The 22,158-nt window shown below is 75.2% G+C and carries 17 protein-coding genes and 1 pseudogene; 7 read left to right on the top strand and 11 right to left on the bottom strand.

Annotated elements, in window-relative coordinates; all coding sequences use genetic code 11:
• Positions 1 to 12 precede the first annotated feature (12 nt).
• On the bottom strand, positions 13 to 2,142 hold the full coding sequence (uvrB, locus tag ACZ3IL_RS21395; protein ID WP_467392243.1) for an excinuclease ABC subunit UvrB: 2,130 nt from the start codon (positions 2,140 to 2,142) through the stop codon (positions 13 to 15).
• A gap of 71 nt (positions 2,143 to 2,213) precedes the next feature.
• Positions 2,214 to 3,140: an MHYT domain-containing protein gene (locus ACZ3IL_RS21390; RefSeq protein WP_467392241.1), complete on the bottom strand. Its 927-nt coding sequence runs from the start codon at positions 3,138 to 3,140 to the stop codon at positions 2,214 to 2,216.
• A 280-nt stretch (positions 3,141 to 3,420) separates the two neighbouring features.
• On the opposite strand from ACZ3IL_RS21390, the gene ACZ3IL_RS21385 reads away from it, so the two are divergent.
• Positions 3,421 to 4,059 (top strand): methylated-DNA--[protein]-cysteine S-methyltransferase, encoded by a 639-nt coding sequence (locus tag ACZ3IL_RS21385; protein ID WP_467392238.1) that lies wholly within the window; start codon positions 3,421 to 3,423, stop codon positions 4,057 to 4,059.
• Between the two features lie 193 nt (positions 4,060 to 4,252).
• Positions 4,253 to 5,581 carry an MFS transporter gene (locus tag ACZ3IL_RS21380; RefSeq protein WP_467392237.1) on the top strand — a complete coding sequence of 443 codons (1,329 nt, stop codon included), beginning with the start codon at positions 4,253 to 4,255 and terminating at the stop codon, positions 5,579 to 5,581.
• Positions 5,582 to 5,599: 18 nt separating this feature from the next.
• Here the strand turns inward: ACZ3IL_RS21380 and ACZ3IL_RS21375 are convergent, their stop codons facing one another.
• From ACZ3IL_RS21375 to ACZ3IL_RS21360, 4 genes are all read right to left on the bottom strand, one after another.
• Positions 5,600 to 6,592: a TolB family protein gene (locus ACZ3IL_RS21375; protein WP_467392235.1), complete on the bottom strand. Its 993-nt coding sequence runs from the start codon at positions 6,590 to 6,592 to the stop codon at positions 5,600 to 5,602.
• Positions 6,589 to 7,938: an MFS transporter gene (locus tag ACZ3IL_RS21370; RefSeq protein WP_467392233.1), complete on the bottom strand. Its 1,350-nt coding sequence runs from the start codon at positions 7,936 to 7,938 to the stop codon at positions 6,589 to 6,591. Before ACZ3IL_RS21370 ends, ACZ3IL_RS21375 begins: the two co-directional genes overlap by 4 nt.
• Positions 7,938 to 9,278: a discoidin domain-containing protein gene (locus tag ACZ3IL_RS21365; RefSeq protein ID WP_467392231.1), complete on the bottom strand. Its 1,341-nt coding sequence runs from the start codon at positions 9,276 to 9,278 to the stop codon at positions 7,938 to 7,940. The genes ACZ3IL_RS21370 and ACZ3IL_RS21365 overlap by 1 nt, the downstream gene beginning before the upstream one ends.
• Before the next feature lie 588 nt (positions 9,279 to 9,866).
• Positions 9,867 to 10,223, bottom strand: coding sequence for a cupin domain-containing protein (locus tag ACZ3IL_RS21360; protein WP_467392229.1), 357 nt, complete (start codon positions 10,221 to 10,223; stop codon positions 9,867 to 9,869).
• A 308-nt stretch (positions 10,224 to 10,531) separates the two neighbouring features.
• On the opposite strand from ACZ3IL_RS21360, the pseudogene ACZ3IL_RS21355 reads away from it, so the two are divergent.
• Together ACZ3IL_RS21355 and ACZ3IL_RS21350 are read left to right on the top strand one after the other, a co-directional pair.
• Positions 10,532 to 11,428: pseudogene (locus ACZ3IL_RS21355) on the top strand (pseudouridine-5'-phosphate glycosidase); the annotation flags it as partial.
• Positions 11,429 to 11,649: 221 nt separating this feature from the next.
• Positions 11,650 to 12,564: a carbohydrate kinase family protein gene (locus ACZ3IL_RS21350; protein WP_467392227.1), complete on the top strand. Its 915-nt coding sequence runs from the start codon at positions 11,650 to 11,652 to the stop codon at positions 12,562 to 12,564.
• A gap of 98 nt (positions 12,565 to 12,662) precedes the next feature.
• On the opposite strand, the gene ACZ3IL_RS21345 is transcribed toward ACZ3IL_RS21350, so the two are convergent.
• On the bottom strand, positions 12,663 to 13,310 hold the full coding sequence (locus ACZ3IL_RS21345; protein ID WP_467392225.1) for a nucleoside/nucleotide kinase family protein: 648 nt from the start codon (positions 13,308 to 13,310) through the stop codon (positions 12,663 to 12,665).
• A 339-nt stretch (positions 13,311 to 13,649) separates the two neighbouring features.
• Positions 13,650 to 14,279, bottom strand: a complete 630-nt coding sequence (locus ACZ3IL_RS21340; RefSeq protein WP_467392223.1) for a winged helix-turn-helix transcriptional regulator — start codon at positions 14,277 to 14,279, stop codon at positions 13,650 to 13,652.
• A gap of 89 nt (positions 14,280 to 14,368) precedes the next feature.
• Here ACZ3IL_RS21340 and ACZ3IL_RS21335 point away from each other — a divergent pair, with 89 nt between their 5' ends.
• From ACZ3IL_RS21335 to ACZ3IL_RS21325, 3 genes are all read left to right on the top strand, one after another.
• Positions 14,369 to 15,580 carry a pyridoxal phosphate-dependent aminotransferase gene (locus tag ACZ3IL_RS21335; RefSeq protein ID WP_467392221.1) on the top strand — a complete coding sequence of 404 codons (1,212 nt, stop codon included), beginning with the start codon at positions 14,369 to 14,371 and terminating at the stop codon, positions 15,578 to 15,580.
• Positions 15,581 to 15,663: 83 nt separating this feature from the next.
• A complete protein-coding gene (locus ACZ3IL_RS21330) occupies positions 15,664 to 16,122 on the top strand; it encodes a hypothetical protein (RefSeq protein WP_467392219.1) in 459 nt (152 codons plus the stop codon).
• Between the two features lie 11 nt (positions 16,123 to 16,133).
• Positions 16,134 to 16,811, top strand: a complete 678-nt coding sequence (locus ACZ3IL_RS21325) for a DUF2293 domain-containing protein (protein ID WP_467392217.1) — start codon at positions 16,134 to 16,136, stop codon at positions 16,809 to 16,811.
• A gap of 48 nt (positions 16,812 to 16,859) precedes the next feature.
• Here the strand turns inward: ACZ3IL_RS21325 and ACZ3IL_RS21320 are convergent, their stop codons facing one another.
• The 3 genes from ACZ3IL_RS21320 to ACZ3IL_RS21310 form a co-directional block, all read right to left on the bottom strand.
• A complete protein-coding gene (locus ACZ3IL_RS21320; RefSeq protein WP_467392215.1) occupies positions 16,860 to 17,660 on the bottom strand; it encodes a chaplin in 801 nt (266 codons plus the stop codon).
• Positions 17,661 to 17,787: 127 nt separating this feature from the next.
• Complete coding sequence (locus tag ACZ3IL_RS21315; protein ID WP_467392213.1) at positions 17,788 to 19,059, bottom strand: SWIM zinc finger family protein; 1,272 nt, start codon at positions 19,057 to 19,059, stop codon at positions 17,788 to 17,790.
• Entirely contained in the window at positions 19,056 to 22,037 is a 2,982-nt protein-coding gene (locus ACZ3IL_RS21310; protein WP_467392211.1) for a DEAD/DEAH box helicase, read from the bottom strand. Before ACZ3IL_RS21310 ends, ACZ3IL_RS21315 begins: the two co-directional genes overlap by 4 nt.
• Positions 22,038 to 22,158 lie beyond the last annotated feature (121 nt).

The raw sequence follows: 22,158 nt of genomic DNA, 5'->3' as shown, positions 1-22,158 counted from the left end.
CCGCCCCTCCGGTCAGGCGAGGCCCGCCTCCTTCATCTGGCGCAGCTCCTTCTTCAGCTCCCCCACCTCGTCGCGGAGCCGGGCCGCCACCTCGAACTGCAGCTCGGCGGCGGCGGCGCGCATCCGGTCGGTCATCTCCTCGATGATCGCGGCCAGTTCGGTGGCGGGCCGGTCTCCGAGCTCGACCGTCGAGCCCGCCCTGCCCCTGCCCTTGGGGCCGTGCGCGGCGAGCGCCGGGACGGGGGCCTTGGCGCCCTTGCCCTCCTTGGCCTGCCGGTAGCCGGTGCCGAGCAGTTCCTCGGTGTCGATCTCCTCGCGCGCGATGGTCGCGACGATGTCGTTGATCTTCTTGCGGAGCGGCTGCGGGTCGATGCCGCGCTCCGTGTTGTACGCGATCTGCTTCTCGCGGCGCCGGTTGGTCTCGTCGATGGCCTGCTCCATCGCCGGGGTGATCCGGTCCGCGTACATGTGGACCTGGCCCGAGACGTTGCGGGCGGCACGGCCGATCGTCTGGATCAGGGAGGTCCCGGAGCGCAGGAAGCCCTGCTTGTCGGCGTCGAGGATGGCGACCAGGGACACCTCGGGAAGGTCCAGGCCCTCCCGGAGGAGGTTGATGCCGACCAGGACGTCGTACTCGCCGGCGCGCAGCTCGCGCAGCAGCTCGATGCGGCGCAGGGTGTCGACGTCGCTGTGCAGGTAGCGCACCTGGATGCCGAGCTCCAGGAAGTAGTCCGTGAGGTCCTCGGCCATCTTCTTGGTGAGGGTGGTGACGAGGACCCGCTCGTCCCGCTCGGTGCGCAGCCGGATCTCGTGCACCAGGTCGTCGATCTGGCCCTCGGTGGGCTTGACGACGACCTCGGGGTCGACCAGGCCGGTGGGGCGGATGATCTGCTCGACGAAGCCGTCGCCGCGCGAGAGTTCGTACGCCCCGGGGGTCGCGGAGAGGTAGACGGTCTGGCCGATCCGCTCCTGGAACTCCTCCCACTTCAGCGGACGGTTGTCGAGGGCGGACGGGAGCCGGAAGCCGTGGTCGACCAGGGTCCGCTTGCGGGAGGCGTCGCCCTCGTACATGGCGCCGATCTGCGGCACGGTGACGTGCGACTCGTCGATGACGAGCAGGAAGTCCTCGGGGAAGTAGTCGAGGAGGGTGTTGGGCGCGGAGCCCGGCTCGCGTCCGTCGAAGTGCATCGAGTAGTTCTCGATGCCGGAGCAGGAGCCGATCTGGCGCATCATCTCGATGTCGTACGTGGTGCGCATGCGCAGGCGCTGGGACTCCAGGTGCTTGCCCTGCCTGTCCAGCTCGGCGAGACGGCCCTCCAGCTCCCGCTCGATGTCGTTGACCGCCCGCTCCATGCGCTCGGGACCGGCGACGTAGTGGCTGGCGGGGAAGACGTACAGGTGGTCGTCCTCGCTGATGACCTCGCCGGTGAGCGGGTGGAGGGTGGAGAGGGCCTCGATCTCGTCGCCGAACATCTCGATGCGGACGGCCAGCTCCTCGTACACCGGGAAGATCTCGATGGTGTCGCCCCGGACCCGGAAGGTGCCCCGGGTGAACGCCAGGTCGTTCCGGGTGTACTGGATGTCCACGAAACGGCGGAGGAGCCGGTCCCTGTCGATCTCCTCGCCGACCTTGAGCGGGACCATCCGGTCCACGTACTCCTGGGGCGTGCCGAGGCCGTAGATGCAGGAGACGGAGGCGACGACGATGACGTCCCTGCGGGTGAGCAGGGAGTTCGTCGCGGAGTGGCGGAGCCGCTCCACCTCCTCGTTGATGGAGGAGTCCTTCTCGATGTAGGTGTCCGACTGCGGGACGTACGCCTCGGGCTGGTAGTAGTCGTAGTACGAGACGAAGTACTCGACGGCGTTGTGGGGCAGGAGCTCGCGGAACTCGTTGGCCAGCTGGGCGGCCAGCGTCTTGTTCGGCGCCATCACCAGGGTGGGGCGCTGGAGCTTCTCGATCATCCAGGCGGTGGTCGCCGACTTGCCGGTGCCGGTGGCGCCGAGGAGCACGACGTCCTTCTCGCCCGCGCGGATGCGCCGCTCGAGGTCGGCGATGGCCGCCGGCTGGTCACCGCTGGGCTGGTAGGAGCTGACGACCTCGAAGGGCGCCACCGTACGTTCGATCTTGGAAACGGGCCGCATGCAACCACCGTACGACCCGGCACCGACACTCGGGCGGTGACCGGCCCCCCGCCCGGTCGCCGGGCGCCCCGTCACCAGTCCTGGGAGCGGTGCCCGGCCCGGGCCGCGGCCCTGCGCGCGGTGCGGACGGAGGCGCGGCGCCCGGGGCGGCGTTCCCGGGGACCGGCCGTCCAGCCGGCGGGGTCGCCGTAGTGGGTCGGCACGTGGCGCGGGGCGGGCACGCCGGGACGGTGCACGGCCCGGGCCGGGCGCCCCTCGGGGCCGCCCGTCACGAGCAGCGGGTCGAACATGACGACGACGGCGGCGAGGACCAGGAAGACCGCCGGACCGATCAGCATCGGCAGGAGGGACGAGGCGTCGGTGCCGGTGGCGGCGGCCACGGGGCTCCCGGCACCGTGCAGGTGGACGGTGACGGCGGCCATGGCGGTGTAGTGCATGCCGGTGACGGCTCCGCCCATCACCAGGCTCGCGCCGAGGCCCGCCAGGAAGCCGTGCGCGGAGACGGCCGCCCAGAGGGCACCGGTGGCGGCCAGGACGGCGATGACCACGGAGAGGGCGACGGTCGCCGTGTCGTACTCGACCCGGCCGGGGATGCGCATTCCGGCCATGCCGAGGTAGTGCATGGTGGCGATGCCGAGGCCGGTGATGGTGCCACCGGTGACCAGGGAGAGGACGGTCGCGCCCCGGTGCCCGACGATGTGGATGCCGATGCCGACCATGAGGACGGCGACGCCCAGGCTGGCGAACGCGAGGGTGCGGTCGTAGCCGACCGGTGCCTGCCGGACCGAGAAGCCCGTCATGGCGATGAAGTGCATGGTCCAGATGCCGGTGCCCGTCGAGATGGCGCCGAGGACGAGCCAGCCCGCCCTGAAGGCGTCGCGGCGGCGGAGGGATCTGGCGGTGCACCTCAGGCCGAGGGCGCCGCCCAGGCAGGCCATGAGAAAGGCGGCCACCGGTGTGACGAGCCCGTGGCTGAATCCGTCGACCGTGCCCTGCATGAGCGTGTGCCCTCCACCCCTGGTGCGACGCCGCCCGAAAGTCGTCCGAAAACAGTCGGTGCCGTCGGCTAGTACTACCGGGCCGTGATTATGGCGCGCGGGGAGCCCGGCGACCATGTGACCGGGGAATTTCCTTGCGCGGGACCGGAGCGGGACCGGCTCGCCGGCTCCCGGACGGCCGGACGCTCCCGGGGGCGGCCCGGAGGCGTCCGTGGCGCGTCCGCGTCCCTGCGGGCCGTTCCGGACCGGGCTGTCGGTGGCGGGTCGTACCGTGGGCGGCATGGACATCGAAGCGGTGCCGGGGACGGCTCCGGCAGGCGGACCGGCGGACGGGGGGCCGGCGGACAGGGGGTTGGTCGACGAGGAGCCGGCGGACGGGGAGCGGGCCGTCCCGGTGGAGTGGACGGTCGTCCGGAGCGCCGTCGGGCCGCTCTTCCTCGCCGCGACCGGGCGGGGGCTCGTGCGGGTCGGTTTCCACGCCGACGCGGCACAGCGGGAGCGGATGCTCGACCGGCTGGCGGGGCGGTTCGGCGCACGGCCGGTGGAGCGCGCCTCGGGGCTGCTCGCGGAGGCGGTGCGCCGGCTCGACCGGTACTTCGCGGGCGATCCGGCCGCGCTGCCGGACCTGCCCCTGGACTGGAGCCTGACGGCCGGGTTCAACCGGCGGGTGCTGCGCGAGCTGGCGTCCGGCGTCCCGTACGGCGCGGTCGTCGGGTACGGGGAGCTGGCGAGGCGCGTGGGGCGGCCGGGCGCGGCGCAGGCGGTGGGGACGGCGATGGGCTCCAACCCGCTGCCGGTGGTGGTGCCGTGCCACCGGGTGGTGGAGAGCGGGGGCGGGCTCGGCGGTTTCGGGGGCGGTGCGGAGACGAAGCGGCGGCTGCTGGAGCTGGAGGGGGTGCTGCCGGCGCCGTTGTTCTGAGGGCCGGGCCACGGAACGGAGCGGTGTGCGGTGTCCGGGACTCCGGGTCCCGGGGTTTCCGGGTCCCGGGACGAGGGAGGAGGCGTCGCGCCGGAGGGCCGAGGGGGACACGCCCCGCAGGCGGCGCCGCCGACCGGCGGGCGGGGCCACACGGGCGTTCCCATCGGGTGGGACCGCTGGCACACTCACGTAAGTGATCCAGACCCCTGACGCCCCTGACTCCCCCGGCGCCCCCGGTGCCGTCTCGTCCGGCCGCGCATCCGTCTCCGCTCCCGTCTCGGCCCCCGTCACGGCCGCCGGACTGCCCGCACTGCGCCGGCGCGTCCAGGCCGTCCTGGTCGCCACCCAGATCCTCGGGGGTCTCGGCATCGCCATCGGGGTCGCGCTCGCCGCCGTCCTGGCCACGGAGGTCGGTGGCACCGAGGCGCTGGCCGGCCTGGCGTCGACGGCGACGGTGGCCGGTCCCGCGCTCCTCGCCATGCCGCTGGCGAGCCTGATGAGCGCGCGGGGACGCCGGGCGGGACTCGTCCTCGCGTACCTGCTGGGGGCGGTGGGCGCCGGGGTCGTGGTGCTCGGCGCGGTCACCGGCAGCTTCGTCCTGCTGCTCGCCGGTCTCGTGGGCTTCGGCGCGGGGTCCTCGGCCAACCTGGCGGCCCGGTTCGCCGCCGCCGACCTGGCCGAGCCCGACCACCGGGCCCGTGCCATCTCCACGGTGGTGTGGGCGACCACCGTGGGGGCGGTGCTCGGCCCGAACATCGCCGCGCCCGCCGGCAGGAGCGTCGCGGGCCTGGGCGTACCGACCGCGGCGGGTCCCTTCGTCTGGGCAGTCGGCGTCTTCGTGGTCGCGGCGGTCGTGGTGGCCCTGGCGCTGCGCCCCGATCCGCTCCTCACCGCCCGCGCGCTGGCCGACGCGGAGCCGGGCGGGACGGCGGAGGGCCGTTCCCTGCGGGACGGGATGCGGGCGGTGCGCGAGTCCCCGCGGGCCCGCCTCGCCCTGGTCACCGTCGCGGGCTCGCACACCGCCATGGTGTCGATCATGTCGATGACGCCGGTGGCGCTCACCCACCACGGCGCGGACATACGGCTGATCGGGCTCGTCATCAGCGGGCACATCGCGGGCATGTACGCCTTCTCCCCGCTGATGGGCCGGCTCTCCGACCGGCTGGGCCGGCTGTCGGTGATCGGGCTCGCGGTCGGGCTCATCGGGACGGCGGCACTGATCGCGGGCACGGCGGGACCGAGCCGCGGCCGGATCGCCCTGGGCCTCTTCGTCCTGGGCCTGGGCTGGTCGGCGGGGCTGGTGTCCGGTTCGGCCCTCCTCACGGACTCGGTGCCGCAGGCCGCGCGGGCCGCCGCCCAGGGCCTCTCCGACTTCGTCATGAACACGGCCGCCGGGGTGGGCGGGCTGGCGGCCGGCCTGATCGTCTCGCAGGCGGGCTACGGGCCGCTGAACGCGATCACCGCGTGCCTGCTGCTGCCGGTGGCGGCGCTGGCCCTGCGGGGGACCCTCCGGAAGGCCTGAGGCCGCCGCCTCCCCCCGTCAGCGCGGTGCCGCCGGGGAGGAGGCTCCGGCGATCAGCTGCCGCGGGGCGCCCGTGCCGTCGGCGGGCACGGACCAGACCGCTCCCCCGTACCCGTACGCGAGGGTCCGCGGGTCCGTCCAGAGCGCCTGGTCGTCGATGCCGCGCCGCTCGGCGACGGCGTGCTCGCGACCGGTGCGCAGGTCGTACACGTACAGCCGCCACGGGTCGTCCGTCCCGGCGGAGACCCGCTTCTTGAAGGCGAGCCGGGTTCCGTCCGGGGAGAGCGAGGGGCATTCGACGTTCTCCCGCAGGGCCTTGGCCGACCAGTTCCTCATGTCCCCCTCGACGAGGTGGGTGCGGCCGCCCGTGGAGACGGTGGCGTAGAAGCGGTTGTCGTCGGCGGCGAAGCTGACGCCCCAGTAGTTGACGTCGGGGGCGTGGTGGCGGCGTCCTCCGAGGGTCAGCGGGATCAGCTCCATGTTCTTCACCAGGTAGCCGGTGCGCAGGTCGAGGATCGAGGTGCGGGTGGAGAACGACGAGCGGGCGTACGAGTCGCCGGTCGCGAACATGGTCCAGGAGAGCATGTTCCCCGAGGCGGAGACGCGGGCCCTGCTGGGGATGCCGGGCAGCGCGATGCGGCGGATCTCGCGCAGCTGCCGGTCGAGGACGATGACGTACGAGCGGGCCGGTACGCCCGGCCGCCGCTGGAGACAGAGGGCGGTGGGCCCGGCCGCGTGGAAGCGGTCGCAGGACGGGCCGCCGGCCACCCGGCCGCCGGGCGCGGACGGGGTCACGCGCGCGACGCGCCCGGTCGCGGTGTCCCGGGCGTAGAGCGCTCCGGCGCCGCCGGTGAGGACGAAGCCGGGGTCGGCGGCCCCGGTGGCCCCGGCCCGGCCGGAGGCGGCCCGCAGCGTGTAGGCGGTGGCTCCGCCGCCGAGCAGGACGAGGGCGAGCACGATGATCCACACACGCGCGCGCGTGGACGGGCGGCCGTCGGTCGGGGCGCTCATGGGTCGGTCCTTCCGGAGGGCGTGGGGGCGGCCTGGGGGCCGGGCAGCAGGCGGGCGGCGCAGCACAGGGCGGCCGCGAGGGCGACGAGCGCCGCCACGAGCGCCGTCTCCTGTCCGCTCGCCGTCCACACGGCGCCGAACGCGACGGCGGCGCCGACGCGGGCGAGGGCCTGCACGGTCTGGACGAGGGCGAGGCCGCCGGCCTGCCGGCCCTCGGTGAGGAACGGCCCGGTGAGGGCCATCAGGACGCCGTCGGTGGCGGCGTAGAAGATCCCGAGCAGTCCGAGGACCCCGGCCAGGGCCACCGTGTCGGGTACGGGGGCCAGGAGCAGTCCGTAGGCCAGGAGCAGGGCCCCGTGGCCGTACAGGAGCGGTCCGCGGCGCCCGAGGCGGTCGGCGAGGCGTCCGGCCGGGACGGCGAGCAGCAGGTAGACGGCGGCGGCGCCGAGCGGCAGGAAGGGGAACCAGGTCGCGTCGAGGTCGAGGCGCTGCTGGAGCAGCAGGTAGAGGAAGGCGTCGCCGATGGTGGCGGCACCGAGGAGACCGGCGCAGAGCACGATCCGGCGGTACGCGGGCGAGCCGAGGGCGGCGAAGAGCCCGCCACGCGCGCGTGGCGCCGCCGGGGCGGCGGCCGGCGTGCCCGGCGCGTCCCGTGTCTTCCGCGCGCGCCGGGGACCCGGCACCCCCGGGGCTCCCGGGAGGCCTCCGGGTCCCGGTGTGCTCCGCCGGCCGGGGACGAGGAGCACCCACAGCAGGACGCCGAACGCCCCGACGCAGAAGCTGACGGCGAAGACCGCCTCGTACGCCTCGGCCGTCGCCCACAGCAGGGCGATGGCGGCCAGCGGCCCCAGGAGGGCGCCGGCGGTGTCCATGGCGCGGTGCGTGCCGAAGGCGCGGCCCAGGTCCTCGGGCGCGCTGTTCAGGGTGATGAGCGCGTCCCGGGGGGCGGTGCGCACGCCCTTGCCGAGCCGGTCGGCGGCGATCGAGGTGGCGATCCACCCGGCCGCGCCGCCCGCGAGGAGGAGACCGAGCCGGGAGCAGGCGGAGAGGGCGTAGCCGAGTCCGGCGATCTGTTTGTGGCGGCCGCCCCGGTCGGCGGTGGCGCCGCCGAGGAGCCGAACGAGCGCGGTGGCCCCGGTGGACAGCCCGTCGAGCAGGCCGAACTGGAGGGGGGAGAGGCCGAGTCCGAGGATCAGGTAGAGCGGCAGGACGGCCGTCACCATCTCCGAGGAGACGTCGGTGACCAGGCTGACCGCGCCCAGGGCGATGACGGTGCCGGAGACGCGCCGCCGGGCCCCGGAGGGCCGGGACGGCGCGTCGCGGCGACCTGTGGTCGCGAGGTACATCAGTGGCAGGTGTAGGTCGGGCCGGAGTCCTTCACCTGGTTGTCGGTGCCGACGTACTGCCAGGTGTAGGTGGTGTCGGTGAGGTCCAGCTTCAGGACGCCGTACTGGCCGCTGATCCGCTTCTGGCTGTTCGGCTGGACCGTCTCGATGTCGTACGGTTCCGCGCCGCCCATGCCGCCGACGATCTCGACGATGCCGTCCGCGGTGGCCTTCCCGCTGGGGTCCTGCGGGGCGAAGCGCTCGTAGTGGTGGTCGTGCCCGTTGAGCACCAGGTCGGCCTTGGCGCCGTAGAGGATCTGCCACACGGGCTTGGAGACGGGGTCGTTGCCGTGTCCGCCGGAGGAGTACAGCGGGTGGTGGAAGTAGGCGGCGACGCAGCCCTTGGTGTTCCGCGCGAGGTCGTCCTTGAGCCACTGGATCTGCGCGGCGTCGTCGAAGGTGTTGGAGTCGAGGGCGACGAAGTGCCAGTTGCCCTGGTCGTAGCTGTAGTAGGGCTTGCCCTGCGGGTAGGCGATGGCGCCGAAGTACGACTTGTAGCCGGCGAAGGGGCCGGCCGGGTCGTAGGACTCGTGGTTGCCGGGGACGGGCCGGGTCTGCGCCTTGAAGACCCCCCACGTCTTGTCGTAGTAGTTGCGGAAGTCCGAGAGCCGGGCGTCGTCGTACTGGCTGTCGCCCATGGTCAGGTAGAACGACGGTGCGATCCGCTGGGCGAGCGCGGCGGTCTTGGGGTGGGCGCAGGAGCTGCTGGAGGCCGTGCACTGGGCGGCGATGTCACCGGCCGCGACGACCGTGAAGGCTCCGGCGGGCGGGGTCGTGGTGCCGGTGGTGCCGTAGACCTCGACCGTGTAGAGGGAGTAGCCGTACGAGGTGCCGCGGGCGGTCCCGTAGATCCGGAGGTGGCGGCCGTTGCCGGTGAGGCCGGTCCAGTCGTCCGTGCCGCCGTTGCCCGCGGTCTCGGCGGCGAGGGGGGTCCAGGTGGTGCCGTCCGCGGAGATCTCGACGCGGTAGGCCTTGGCGTAGGCGGCCTCCCAGACGAGTTTGACGCGGGAGACGGTGGCCGAGGGGCCGAGGTCGACCCGGATCCACTGGGGGTCGGAACCCTCGGCGCTGGCCCAGCGGGTGGTGGAGACGCCGTCGAAGGCCTTCTCCGGGCCGAAGGTGCTGTCCTCGACGGAGGACGAGGTGGCCGGCCGGCCCTGGGAGATCACCGCGTCGGCGGCGGCTCCGGCCCGGTCGGGGAGGACGAGGAGGAGTCCGCCGACGAGCATCAGCACGGCGGTGAGGACGAGGGCGGACCGTTGGGGGGTGCGACGAGGTGGGACGGAGGCGTACAGGCGCATACCTGGGCTCCCTGACCTGAGGGGGTGACGAGAGCTGGACACGGGTACGAGGAGCACCACGACCGTGTCGCGCGGCGCCGTCCGGCCGTCCGTGCCGTGTGCCGCGGGCACGGGCGGCCGTCCGGGTGGCGGTGCGGAGTGCCACGCGGCGGTGGTGCCCGGCGGCCGGGTCAGAGCTCTCGCTGAGCGCGTCACTCCCCGGGGGCGGGGCGCCGCGCCAGGCCGCCGTCCGGGATGCTAGCGGACAGGAAGGTTTCCTACCAGACTCTCGGCGAGGTCTCGCCACGCCGGGAAACGAGCGGACGGTGCGCATTCGGATACGTTCCGTCATGAACCGGACGCAGGTCGGAGAGGGACCGGTCGGGGGCCGGACGCCGGTCGGGCAGGTGCCGGACGCAGGCCGGACGCCGGTCGGACAGGTGCCGGACGCGGGCCGGGAGACGCCGGACGCCGAGCGGGGAGGCGTCAACCGCAGCCCTTCGCACCCCGGGGCCGACCGGGCGGGCGTCCGGTCACTCCCCTCGCGCCCCGGGCTCCGGCGGGCCGTCTCCGGGGCCGGTGGCTTCCGCGCGGCGGCCCCGCCCGGCCTCAGAGACTGATGTGGTACGCCTTGCGCAGGGTCTCGTGGACGGTCCAGGTGGTCCGGTCGCCCTCGCGCAGCACGCAGGCGTCGCCGGGACCGATCTCCAGGGTCTCGCCGCCCTCGACGGCGACGGTCGCCCGCCCGGAGACCACCACGAACAGCTCGTCGGCCTCGGTGTCGGTGACGACACCGGGCGTGATCTGCCAGATGCCGCGGATCTGCTTCCCGTCGGCGGACTCCCACAGCACCTTGCCCGTCACCTCGGGCGTGCCGGAGAGGATGTCGGCGGGGTCGAGGGGCTCCGGGGCGAGTTCCGCGTCGGGGATGTGCACGGCGAAGGAGGGCTGTCCGTGTGTCGTCATGGGCGGCGACTGTAGCGGGGGTCCGCGCGCCCTCCGGGACCGGGACCACTCGGAAGACACAGCTCCGGTTCGGCTCTCACCAGCCGCGACGCAGGTACCGGCGAGGACGACCGAATCCGCACCGCCGCTCCGGCCGGGCGTCCGGCGGGTGTCGCTCCAGCTCCGGCGGCCTCCGCCCGGCACCGGACGGAGGCCGCGCCGGCACTCCGGGAAGGGTTCCGGCACGGATTCCGCGGAACGCGCCGGCCGGGCGGCGGGAGGTCGCCACCGAGGTTTGCGGGGCCGGCGGCCACGCCAAGGAATGGAACATGTCCCCACACGTGTCCGAAGAGGTACGGGAGGCGCTCCACGAGGGCCGTCCCGTCGTCGCGCTGGAGTCCACGCTCGTCGCCCACGGCCTGCCGCGCCCGCGCAACCTCGCGGTGGCCCGCGAGCTGGAGCAGCTGGTGCGGGACGAGGGCGCCGTCCCCGCCACGATCGCGGTGGTGGACGGCACGGCCCGGGTCGGCCTGGACGGGGCCGCGCTGACACGGATCGCCGAGGACCCGACGGTGCGGAAACTGGGCCACCGCGACCTGGCCCCGGCCCTGGCGACGGGTGCGACCGGCGCCACGACGGTCTCGGCGACGGCCTGGCTGGCGGACGCGGCGGGCATACCGGTGTTCGCGACCGGCGGTCTCGGCGGAGTGCACCGCGAGTGGGCCGTGACGCAGGACGAGTCCGCCGATCTGCGGCTGCTCGCCCGGGTCGGCGTCACCGTCGTCTGCGCGGGGGTCAAGTCGATCCTCGACGTGCCCGCGACGCTCCAGCGCCTGGAGACGCTGGGGGTGACGGTCGTCGGATACGGCACGGAGCACTTCCCCGGCTTCTACCTCTCCTCCTCGGGCGAGCCCGTGGACTGGACCCTGCGGTCTCCGCGGGAGGTGGCGGAGGTGATGCGCGCGCAGGACCGCCTGGAGGGCCTCGGGGGCGCGCTCGTCGTGGCCAACCCGGTGCCGGAGAGCGAGCAGTTGGACCCCGCGCTGCACGACCGGGTGCTCGCGGAGGGCCTGGCGGCGGCGAAGGAGAAGCGGATCACCGGGCAGGCGGTGACGCCGTTCCTCCTCGCCCACCTGGCGGCCCGCACGGAGGGGGCGTCCCTGGAGGCCAACCTGGCGGCGGTACGGGGGAACGTACGGCTCGCGGCGAGGATCGCGAAGGCGTACGGGGCGGGAGCGGAAGGCCGGGAAGCGTACGGAACCGGGCCGTACGAGGCAGGAGCCGAAGGCCCGGAAGCACGCGGAACCGGACCGTACAAGACGGGAGTCGAAGGCCCGGAAGCACGCGGAACCGGGCCGTACGGTGCGGGAGGCGCGGAGGGGCACGGACCGGGAAGGGCCGGCGCCGGGGGGACGGACGGTGCGGGAGCGCGCGGCGCGGACGGCCGGTGACCCGCCCCGGGGGTGCGCTGCTGGTCGTGGGGGACGTGGTCACGGACGTCGTGGCCCGGTACCGGACCCCGCTCGCACCCGCCACGGACACCGCGGCGGAGATCCGGACCCTTCCCGGTGGGGCCGGGGCCAACGCGGCCTGCTGGGCGGCGCGTTCCGGCCACGCCGAGGTGCGGCTGCTCGGCCGGGTGGGGACGGACGCGGCCGGCTGGCACGAGCGGGCGCTGCGGGCGGCGGGCGTACGCCCGCTGCTCGTCCCGGACGCGGAGGCGGCGACGGCCACCGTCGTCGCGCTCGTGGACGCCTCGGCCGAGCGCACCTTCCTGACCGACAGCGGTGCCGCGCTGCGCCTCTCCCCCGGCGACTGGTCCCCGGAACTGCTCGACGGGGTGGCCCGGCTGCACCTCTCGGGGTACCTGTTCTTCGCCGCGCCGAGCCGGACGGCGGTCCTGCGGGCGCTGCGGGACGCGCGGGAGGCGGGGGTCCCGGTGAGCGTGGACCCGGCGTCGGCGGGGTTCCTGGCGGCTCTGGGCGCGGACCGGTTCCTGGCGGCCGCGGAGGGCGCCGAGACGCTGCTGCCCAACGCCGACGAGGCCCGGGTGCTCACCGGGCGTGCCGGGCCGGAGGAGGCGGCGGCGGAGCTGAGCCGGCGCTTCCCGCTGGTCGTGGTCACCCTGGGGGCGGCGGGCGCGCTGGTGGCCGAGGGCGGTGCGGTCACCGCGCGGGTGACGGCGCCCCCGGTGCGGCCGGTGGACTCGACGGGGGCGGGCGACGCGTTCGCCGGCGCGTTCCTGGCGGCCCGGCTCGCGGGCGCCGGCCCGGTGGAGGCGGCCGAGGCGGGGTGCGGGGCGGGCGCGGAGGCGGTCGCCGTCGTGGGCGGCAGACCCCCGGCCCGGACGACGGACGGCTGAGCGTACTCCCGGAGCCCGGGACGAGGACCGGGAATCCGGGACGAGGACCGGAGGTTCCGGAGGCCAGAGGCCTCGCGGTCCGGAAGCCCCGGGTCCCGTCAGCCGCCGTCCTCCCGGCCGAACCCCGTCCAGGCCGGATGGCGGGGGTCGTCGGCGCGCACGACGACGTCCGCCGTCCCCTCCGGATCGACCTCCGCCGCGTACCGGGCGAAGGCGGGCAGGGTCCAGGGCTCCCCGGTGCGCCGGGCGAGGGCGGCCGGAGAGAGCCGCAGGTGCACGGTGAGGTCGAAGGGGAACCAGTGCCCGAGCAGGAAGGGGCCGTGCAGGACGAGGACCCCGCCGGGCGGCAGCGTGACGTACGGGCTGCGGGTCGCCCGGTCCGTGACCGGGTCCCACAGGTCGGGCAGCACCCGGCCGGTGCCGCCGGGCTCCAGAGGGCCGAAGACCTCCCGCCACAGGGCCCCGGTGTCGGTCCACCCGCCGTAGTACGCGTCGGGGTCCCGCTTGCCGTACTCGTACCGGAGGGAGGCGGGCCGCAGGAAGCCGTCCGTGCCCACCAGGTGGACGGGGCGTCCGCGCGCCCGCAACGCCCCCGCCAGCGCGGCGGCCAGTTCCCCGCCGGGCGCGGCGGGCGGCCCGTCGACGCCCACCTTGAGCCATGCGCCGCCGTCGCCGGGGGCGGCCGCGTCGACGTGCCCGGCGAGCGCTTCCGCCAGCCGGTCCCAGGTGATCGCCTCGTACCTCATCCCCCTCATCCTGCCCGTCGCCGGCCCCGGCGTAGAACAAGGGCTTGCTCTTGCCCCTGGTGTCGGGGTCCGACCACCGGTTCCATGAACACCACCACACCCACCAGGGCCGTCGTCGTCACCGGGGCGGGCACCGGGACCGGCCGGGCCACCGCGCGCGCCTTCGCCGGGCAGGGGGCGGCGGTCCTCGCCGTCGGCCGCCGGGACCGGCCGGGCCACCGCGCGCGCCTTCGCCGGGCAGGGGGCGGCGGTCCTCGCCGTCGGCCGCCGGGAGGAGCCGTCGCGGGAGACCGCCGAGGGGCACGCGGGACGACGTGTCCGCCTTCCGCGCCCGCCGGCTCAGGCCCACCCGGCGGCCTCCGTGGAGCGTTCGAGTGCCGCGCGTCCCGACGCGAGCGCCCCGGCGAGCGTCAGTTCCCCGTTCGCGAGCGCCCGGCACGTCGCCGCGTCGGTCCGCAGCCGGGCGTCCGGCGTCTGCGCCGCGCCGTCCCCGTACGCGACGGAACCGTCGGCCCCGACCCGTACGTGGAACTCCCCCTCGTCCAGGGTGACCTGGACGGTCCCCGGGCCCAGTTCCGCGAGGGTTCCGAGGAGCGGGACGGCGTACCAGTGGGCGCGCACGGCGTCGGTCGGCCTCGGTTCCCCCAGTTCGGGCGCTCCCCAGGCGGCGAGGGCGCGCAGCACGGGCAGCAGGTCCCGGCCGCGCGGGGTGAGTTCGTACACGGAGGCCGGGGCGGGCGGGGGCAGCCGGCGCCGGGTGACGAGTCCGGTGCCCTCCATGTCCTTGAGGCGGCCGGCCAGCACGTCCGTGCTGACGCCGGGCAGGTCGGCGTGGAGGTCGGTGTAGCGGCGCGGTCCGGCGAGGAGTTCGCGGACGACGAGCAGGGTCCAGCGGTCGCCGACGAGGTCGAGGGCGCGCGCGGCGGCGCAGTGCTGGTCGTAGCTGCGGCGGCGTGGCTGACGTGGCATGCGACGCAGTCTAGACATGTTGTTGGACTTTCCAAGCTCGAACTTGGTAAAACCAAGCAACACTCATTCCGGGATCTGGGAGGTCGGACATGGAGTTCCGGCAGTCGAGCAAGCTGAACGAGGTCTGTTACGAGATCCGCGGCCCGGTCATCGAGCACGCCAACGCCCTGGAGGAGGCGGGCCACAGCGTCCTGCGCCTCAACACGGGCAACCCGGCGCTCTTCGGCTTCGAGGCACCCGAGGAGATCGTCCAGGACATGATCCGGATGCTTCCCAGGGCCCACGGCTACACCGATTCCCGCGGCATCCTCTCCGCCCGCCGCGCGGTGGCCCAGCGCTACCAGGCCATGGGCCTGCCGGAGGTGGACGTGGACGACGTCTTCCTCGGCAACGGCGTCTCCGAACTGGTCTCCATGGCCGTGCAGGCCCTCCTGGAGGACGGCGACGAGGTCCTGGTCCCGGCCCCCGACTTCCCGCTCTGGACGGCCGCCACCACCCTCGCGGGCGGCAGGGCCGTGCACTACCTCTGCGACGAGTCCGCCGACTGGTACCCGGACCTGGACGACATGGCCTCGAAGATCACCGACCGCACCCGGGCCGTCGTCGTCATCAACCCCAACAACCCCACCGGCGCGGTCTATCCGAAGGAGATCGTCGAGGGAATCCTCGACCTGGCCCGCCGCCACGGCCTGATGGTCCTCGCCGACGAGATCTACGACCGGATCGTCTACGACGACGCCGTCCACCACCCGGCCGCCTCCCTCGCCGACGACCTGGTGGTCCTCACCTTCGGCGGGCTCTCCAAGACGTACCGGGTCGCCGGCTTCCGTTCCGGCTGGCTGGTCGTCACCGGACCGAAGCAGCACGCCAGGAACTACCTGGAGGGCCTCACCATGCTGGCCTCCATGCGCCTCTGCCCCAACGCCCCCGCCCAGTACGCCATCCAGGCCGCGCTCGGCGGCCGCCAGTCGATCCACGAACTGACCGCCCCGGGCGGCAGGCTCCGGGAACAGCGCGATCGCGCCTGGGAGAAGCTCAACGAGATCCCGGGCGTCTCCTGCGTGAAGCCGAAGGGGGCCCTGTACGCCTTCCCGCGCCTCGACCCGGCCGTGCACAGGATTCACGACGACGAGAAGTTCGTCCTCGACCTGCTGCTCCGGGAGAAGATCCAGGTCGTGCAGGGCACCGGCTTCAACTGGCCGCGCCCGGACCACTTCCGCATCCTGACCCTGCCGTACGCCGACGACCTGGACGCCGCGATCAGCCGCATCGGGCGCTTCCTGAGCGGATACCGGCAATAGCGGCGGGACGGTGACGCCCGCCCCCCTCCGCTGCCATGATCAAGGGGTTCGGGAGGCCGAGGGGAACGGGAGGGCGGCCGGTCATGGATGCGGCGCTGATAGCCGTGGCGGGAACCCTGCTGGGAGCCGTCTTCACGCACTGGTTCCAGGGGCGGGCGGCCGAGCGCGCGGCCGTGCTCGCCCGGACCGAACAGCTCCGGCAGGAGAGGATCGTGACCTACAGCGCCTTCGCCGGCGCGGTGGTCGACTACCGGCACAGTCAGAACGACCGCTGGTTCAGCGCGTTCCGGGAGCCCGGTTCGGAACGGGCCGAGGAGTCCCGTCACGCTTCCTACCGGCAGCGCACCGCCGCCCGGCAGGCCCTGTTCCGCGTCCAGCTGGTGTGCGACGACCCCGAGACGCGGCGGTTGGCCGAGGCGGCCTTCCAGGAGACCCACTGCATGCACGAGGCGGTGGACGAGGAGGAGCGCGTCCGGCTCTCCGACCGGGCGAAGGAGGCACTCGCCCTGTTCGTGGCCGCCGCCGCGCCCGGCGTCCGCTGACGGAGGCCGACGTGGACCTCGTCGCGCCGGTCGTCGTGGAACCGCTCCGGCGGCGCCGCTGCTCGGAGTGTCACCGGGGGCCGCTGGAGCGGATGACCGTGGAGTCCGGCTCACCGGTCTGCCTGGACTGCGCCGGCCTCGGGCACCTGGTCTTCCTGCCCCGGGGCGACACGGCCCTGACCCGGCGGGCCCGTGAGAACAGCGCCCTCTGGGCCGTGGTGGTGCGGCACGACCGGCGCCGTACCCGGTACGAGCGCCGGGGCCTCCTGGTCGAGGAGGAGGCGCTGGCCCGGGCCGAACGGGCCTGCCTGGCGGACGCGGAGGCACGGGCCGGGCGGCGGGCCCGGGACGCGGCGCGGCGCGCGGTCCTCGACGCCCGGGTCACCGAAGCCCTGCGGGCGGAGATCCTGCGGCTCTTCCCGTCCTGCCCGGCGGACCGGGCCGACGAGATCGCCGCCCACGCCTCGGTGAAGGGCAGCGGACGGGTGGGGCGCACGGCCGCCGGCCGTTCGCTCGACCGCGACGCGGTGACCGCCGCGGTACGAGCCTCCGTACGGCACGTCGACACGCCGTACGACACCCTGCTGGCGCAGGGCGTGCCCCGGCACCTGGCCCGGGCGAGGGTCGCTCCCGCCATCGAGGCGGTGCTCCGGTCCTGGCGCCACGGCGGCGGAGACGCGCGCGGCTGACGGCCCGTGCCGGCCGCGCGTCGGTCCGGCCGCCGGGACGGCGGTCCCTCAGCCCCGGTCGCCGGCCCGGCGCGCGCGGCGGTACAGCAGGGCGCCGCCGAGGAGCAGCGCGGCGCTCGCCGGGGCGGCGTAGCCGATGACGTCCGAACCGGTGGAGGCCAGCGAGGGCTGCTCCGTCCCGCCCTGCGGCGCGGGGGCCGGGGCGGGCACCGCGGTCTGCGTCTGCGTCTGCGGGGCCGGGAGGGTGCGCACGGGGGTCTGCGGGCGCGGCGTCGGCTTCTCGATCGGCTGCGCCGGCTTCGAGGGACCGTTGACCGCGGTGTTGCCGAAGGCCGGGTTGCCGACGCCGACCACGTTGACCGAGTTCCCGCTGACGTTCAGGGGCAGGTCGACGGGCAGCTGGAGGCCGTTCCCCGAGATCACGCCGGGCGATCCCTGGGTGTGGCTCTCGGCGGTGGAACCGCCGCCGTGGGAGGAGCCGCCGCCGTGGGAGCCGCCGGCCTGCTCTCCGCCGCGCGGGGTGGCGGGCTCGTCCTTGTGGGAGTGGGGGTGGTCGTGGGAGCGGCCGCCGCCGTCCTCGTCCGCACCGTGACCGGCGGGACCGGTGGAGAGGTTGGCGCAGCCGTTGCCGAAGGCCGGGTTGAGCAGTCCGACGACGTCGACCGTGTTGCCGCAGACGTTGACCGGAACGTGCACCGGCAGCTGAAGCGTGTTGCCGGAACCGACTCCCGGCGAACCGACCGCGGCGCCCTGGGCGCCGGCGTCGGCGTGCGCGGCGCCCGCCGAGAGGGCGAGCGCTCCACCCGTGACCAACAGTGTGGCCAGACCACTTCGGCGAATCTGCCTCATGGCTTCCTGCCTTCCGGAGGTGTGCACGGGCAAGTGCCCGTACCGGAATCAACGCGGTACACGCACGTGCCGGATTCGACATCCGGAGGGTTTCACTCCAACGAGTGGGGGGCGTTCGAGTGTGGACTCACCGCCCCAGGAGAGCGGAGAGGGCCCCGACCGGGTCGGGGTCGGGGTCCCCGCGCGGCCACCAGTCCTCGCGGTCGAGGTCCGACTCGTAGCCGTACCAGAGGCCGTCCCGGCCGAGACGGAGCTGAAGGGACCGGCCGGAGAGGCGGTTCCGCCAGGGCCGGAGGGCGGGGAACCCGGAGGCGAGCAGCGCGGGCCGCGCCCGGTCGAAGGGCCCCGCCGGCGGGTCCCACGGCTCCTCCAGGACCGCGAGGCCCTCGGCGCCCCCCTGCCGCCAGGCCGCGACGGCGCGGGCGAGGTCCGTGGGGGTGCGGTCGAGCGCGTGGGCGAGGTCGCGGTAGAGCGCGCGGGTGGAGGCGGTGAGGCCGGAGCCGGGGTGCGCGGCGGCCAGCCGGACCGCGTCCTGCCAGGGCGTGAGCACGGCGACCGGATCGAGTCCGGTCGTGAGGAACGCGTGGGCGCGGGCGGCCGCCTCGGTGGCGAGGAGGTCGAGCGCGAGCGGGTCGGGCGCGGCGGGGTCGGGCGGGAAGACGGCCGGACGGCCGGGCCGGTCCGGGGGCGGGAGGGGGGCGGGCAGCAGCGGGAGCGCCGCCCCGGCGGTCGCGTCGAGCGCGGCGCGGGCGGGGACGGTGGGCATCGGCGGGGCGGCGGCGCCCGTCTCGGCGGCGGACCGGACCGCGTTGCGCCGAGTGAGTTCGGCGAGGAGTTCCTGCTCGCCCCGGCCGCGCATCAGGAAGAGGACGAACGGGTCCTCGTCGAGGAGCCGCGCGGCCTGGTAGCAGAGGGCGGCGGCGTGCTTGCAGGGGTAGCCGTCGTCCGGGCAGGAGCAGTCGGGGACGAGGTCGCCGGGCGCGGGCAGCAGCCCGGTGACGGCCTCCAGGGCGTGCGGCACGTCCTTGTCGAGGAGTGCGGCGATGTGGTCGGGCCGCGCGGCGGCCCCGTCGAGGAACCGCTCCCAGCCGTCGTCGCCGAGGGTCCGCATCCTGATCTCGGTGCGGTACGGGCGGGGCCGGGTGCCGTGGACGTAGGCGACGACCCGGCCGGGGGTGACCGTGATCGCGTCGACGTGGCCGCGCCTCGCGTACGCCTTGCCGCGGGCGAGACGGGCCGGGTCGAGGGCGGTTTCCTCCAGGGCGTCGACCCAGGCGTTCCCCCACCAGGTGGCGGCGAACCGGCCGTCGGGGGCCTCCCGGGGGGCGACCTGCGGGAAGGAGCGGCGGCGGTCGTCGTGGCGGGGGGCGGTCGCGCGCGCGGCGCGGGCGCGGTTCACGAGGGCCTCCTCAGGGACACCAGATCGGCGAGCTCACGGTCGGTGAGTTCGGTGAGGGCGGCCTCGCCGGAGCCGAGGACGGCATCGGCCAGGGCCCGTTTCGCGCGGAGCATCTCGGCGATGCGGTCCTCGACCGTGCCCTCGGCGACGAGCCGGTGGACCTGCACCGGCTGGGTCTGCCCGATGCGGTAGGCGCGGTCGGTGGCCTGCTCCTCGACGGCCGGGTTCCACCAGCGGTCGTAGTGGACGACGTGGCCGGCCCGGGTGAGGTTGAGGCCGGTGCCCGCCGCCTTGAGGGAGAGCAGGAAGACGGGGACCTCCCCGGCCTGGAAGCGGTCGACCATCCGTTCCCGCTCGGCCACGGGGGTTCCGCCGTGGAGGAGCTGGGCCGGGATGCCGCGCGCCGCCAGGTGCTCGGCGAGGAGCCGCGCCATCGACACGTACTGGGTGAAGACGAGCACGGCCCCGTCCTCGGCGAGGATCGTGTCGAGGAGTTCGTCGAGCAGGGCGAGCTTCCCGGAACGGCCCGCCAGCCGGGTGGCGCCGCCCGGGGTCTGTTCCCCGAGGTACTGGGCGGGGTGGTTGCAGATCTGCTTGAGGGAGGTCAGCAGCTTCATGACGAGGCCCCGGCGGGCCATTCCCTCGGCCTCCTCGATCCGCGCCATGGTCTCGCGGACGACCGCCTCGTAGAGGGAGGCCTGCTCCCGGGTGAGGGGGACGGGGTGGTCGGACTCCGTCTTGGGCGGCAGTTCGGGGACGATGCCGGGGTCGGACTTGCGGCGGCGCAGCAGGAAGGGGCGCACGAGCCGGGCGAGCCGTTCCACGGCCTCGTCGTGCTCGATCTCGTCGTGGTTCTCCACGGCCCGGGCGTGCCGGGAGCGGAAGGCCTTGAGCGGACCGAGGAGCCCGGGGGTGGTCCAGTCGAGGAGCGCCCAGAGTTCGGAGAGGTTGTTCTCCACGGGGGTGCCGGTCAGCGCGACCCTGGCGGGCGCGGGGATCTCGCGCAGGGCCCTGGCGGTCGCGGAGAACGGGTTCTTGACGTGCTGCGCCTCGTCGGCGACGACCATCCCCCACTCGTGCGCGGCCAGCCGGGCGGCGCTGGTGCGCAGGGTGCCGTAGGTGGTGAGGACGAAGCCGCCCCCGGCGTCGTCCAGGTCCCGGTCGGCCCCGTGGAAGCGCCGTACGGGCACGCCGGGGGCGAACTTCCCCACCTCGCGCTGCCAGTTGCCGAGCAGGGAGGCCGGACAGACCACGAGGGTGGGGGCGCGGCGGGCGCGGCGCAGGTGCAGGGCGATGAGGGTGACGGTCTTGCCCAGGCCCATGTCGTCGGCGAGGCACCCGCCGAGGCCGAGCGAGGTCATCAGGTCCAGCCAGGCGAGTCCGCGGAGCTGGTAGTCGCGCAGGGTGGCGGTGAGCCCGGGCGGGGGCTGCACCTCCTCGGGGCCGGCCAGGAGCCGGTCCCGGAGCGCGGCGAGCGCTCCGACGGGGACGGCGGGGACGGTCTCGCCGTCCACCTCCACGGTGCCGGTGAGGGCGGCGCCGAGGGCGTCGACCGGTTCGAGCAGGCCCAGCTCCCGTTTGCGGGCCTTGCGGACCAGGCCGGGATCGACGACGACCCACTGGTCGCGGAGGCGCACGACGGGCCGGTGGGCCTCGGCCAGGAGGTCCATCTCGCCCTCGGTGAGCGGATCGCCGTCGAGGGCGAGCTGCCAGTCGAACCGCAGCAGTTCCTCGCTGTCGAAGAAGGAGGTGCCGTCGGTCGCCGAACCGGGCGCGGGGCGGACGACGGCGGAGGCGCCGAGCGAGCGGACGAGCTCGCGCGGCCAGTGGACGGCGACCCCGGCGTCGGCGAGCCGTGCGGCGGCGGGGCCGAGGAGCTCGTACAGCTCGTCCTCGGTGACGGCGAGGACGTCGGGCACGTCCCGCTCCAGGAGCCGGGCCAGCGGGGGCCAGACGCGCGCGGCCCTGCGCAGGGCGAGGACGGCGTCGACCCGGGCCCGGGGCCCGAAGTGCTCGCCCTCCCCCGCCCAGAGGGCCGCGGCGTCGATGACGAGGGCGGGGTCGGAGAGGCTGTGGACCTGGAGGAGCGCGGCGGCCGCGTGGCGCTCGCCGGGGTTCTGCCCGGCCGCTTCCGCGGCGCCCGTCGTTCCCCCGGTGTCCGTGGCGTCCGCGGGGCCCGTGCCCTCCGCGGTGCCCGTCGCGGTGTCCGTGGCGTCCGCGGGGCCCGTGCCCTCCGCGGTGCCCGTCGCGGTGTCCGTGACGTCCGCCGTGTCCGCCGTGTCCGCGCTGTCGAAGAGCTCGTAGGCCGACAGGTCGAGGCGGAGGGAGACGCGGACCCCGGCGTCCATCCCCGCCGCGGCCTCGGCGGCCCAGGCGCGTGCCCGGGGCAGGTGCTGGGGGTCGCGGGCCGCGAACGGCGCCCCGACCGCGTGGGCGGCGGCCGGGGTACGGGGCAGCACGTCGGCGACGGCGTCGAGGAAGGCGCGGACCAGGGCTTCGGGCTCGGGCAGCCGCAGCGGCCCCCGGCCGGGCACGGGCACGGCGTACGCCTCGGCCGGCAGGGCGGCGGCGACGGCCCGCAGATGGGCGATGTCGTCGGCGTCCAGGGGCCCGGCCCGCCAGGCGTCCAGGTCGTCGGCGGTCAGTCCCGGCAGCAGCCGGCCCCGGGCGGCCAGATGCAGGGCGTGCAGGGCGGCGGCGCCCCAGCCGGCGGTGGCCGGATGGGCGGCCGGGTGGTGGCGGGCCTCGACCAGACGGGGCAGGGCGGCCTCGACGGGGAGGGTGACGGCGGGGACCTCACGGCCCCGGGCGCCGCCGCCGTGCCGCCGGGCCACGGTCAGCCCGACGCGCTCCGCGCCGGTCACCGCCGCCGGATCGGGCAGCTCGCCGCCGTCGGGCGCCCAGAAGGCGATCCGGCCCTCGCGGGGAAGGGCGGCCGGCAGGAAGACGGCCGCACCGGTGATCCACGTGTGTGTCACGGCCGCTCCCCTCCCCCGTTCCCGTCGCGCGACGGATCTCCGACTGGATCTCCGACCTTACGGGGAAGGTCTGACAACGGTCCGCCGGGCGGTTCCCCCGGGCGGCCCAGCAGCGGATGAC

This window comes from Streptomyces sp. NPDC014907 (genome assembly GCF_055562975.1).
This window is presented reverse-complemented; position numbering and strand designations above follow the sequence as displayed.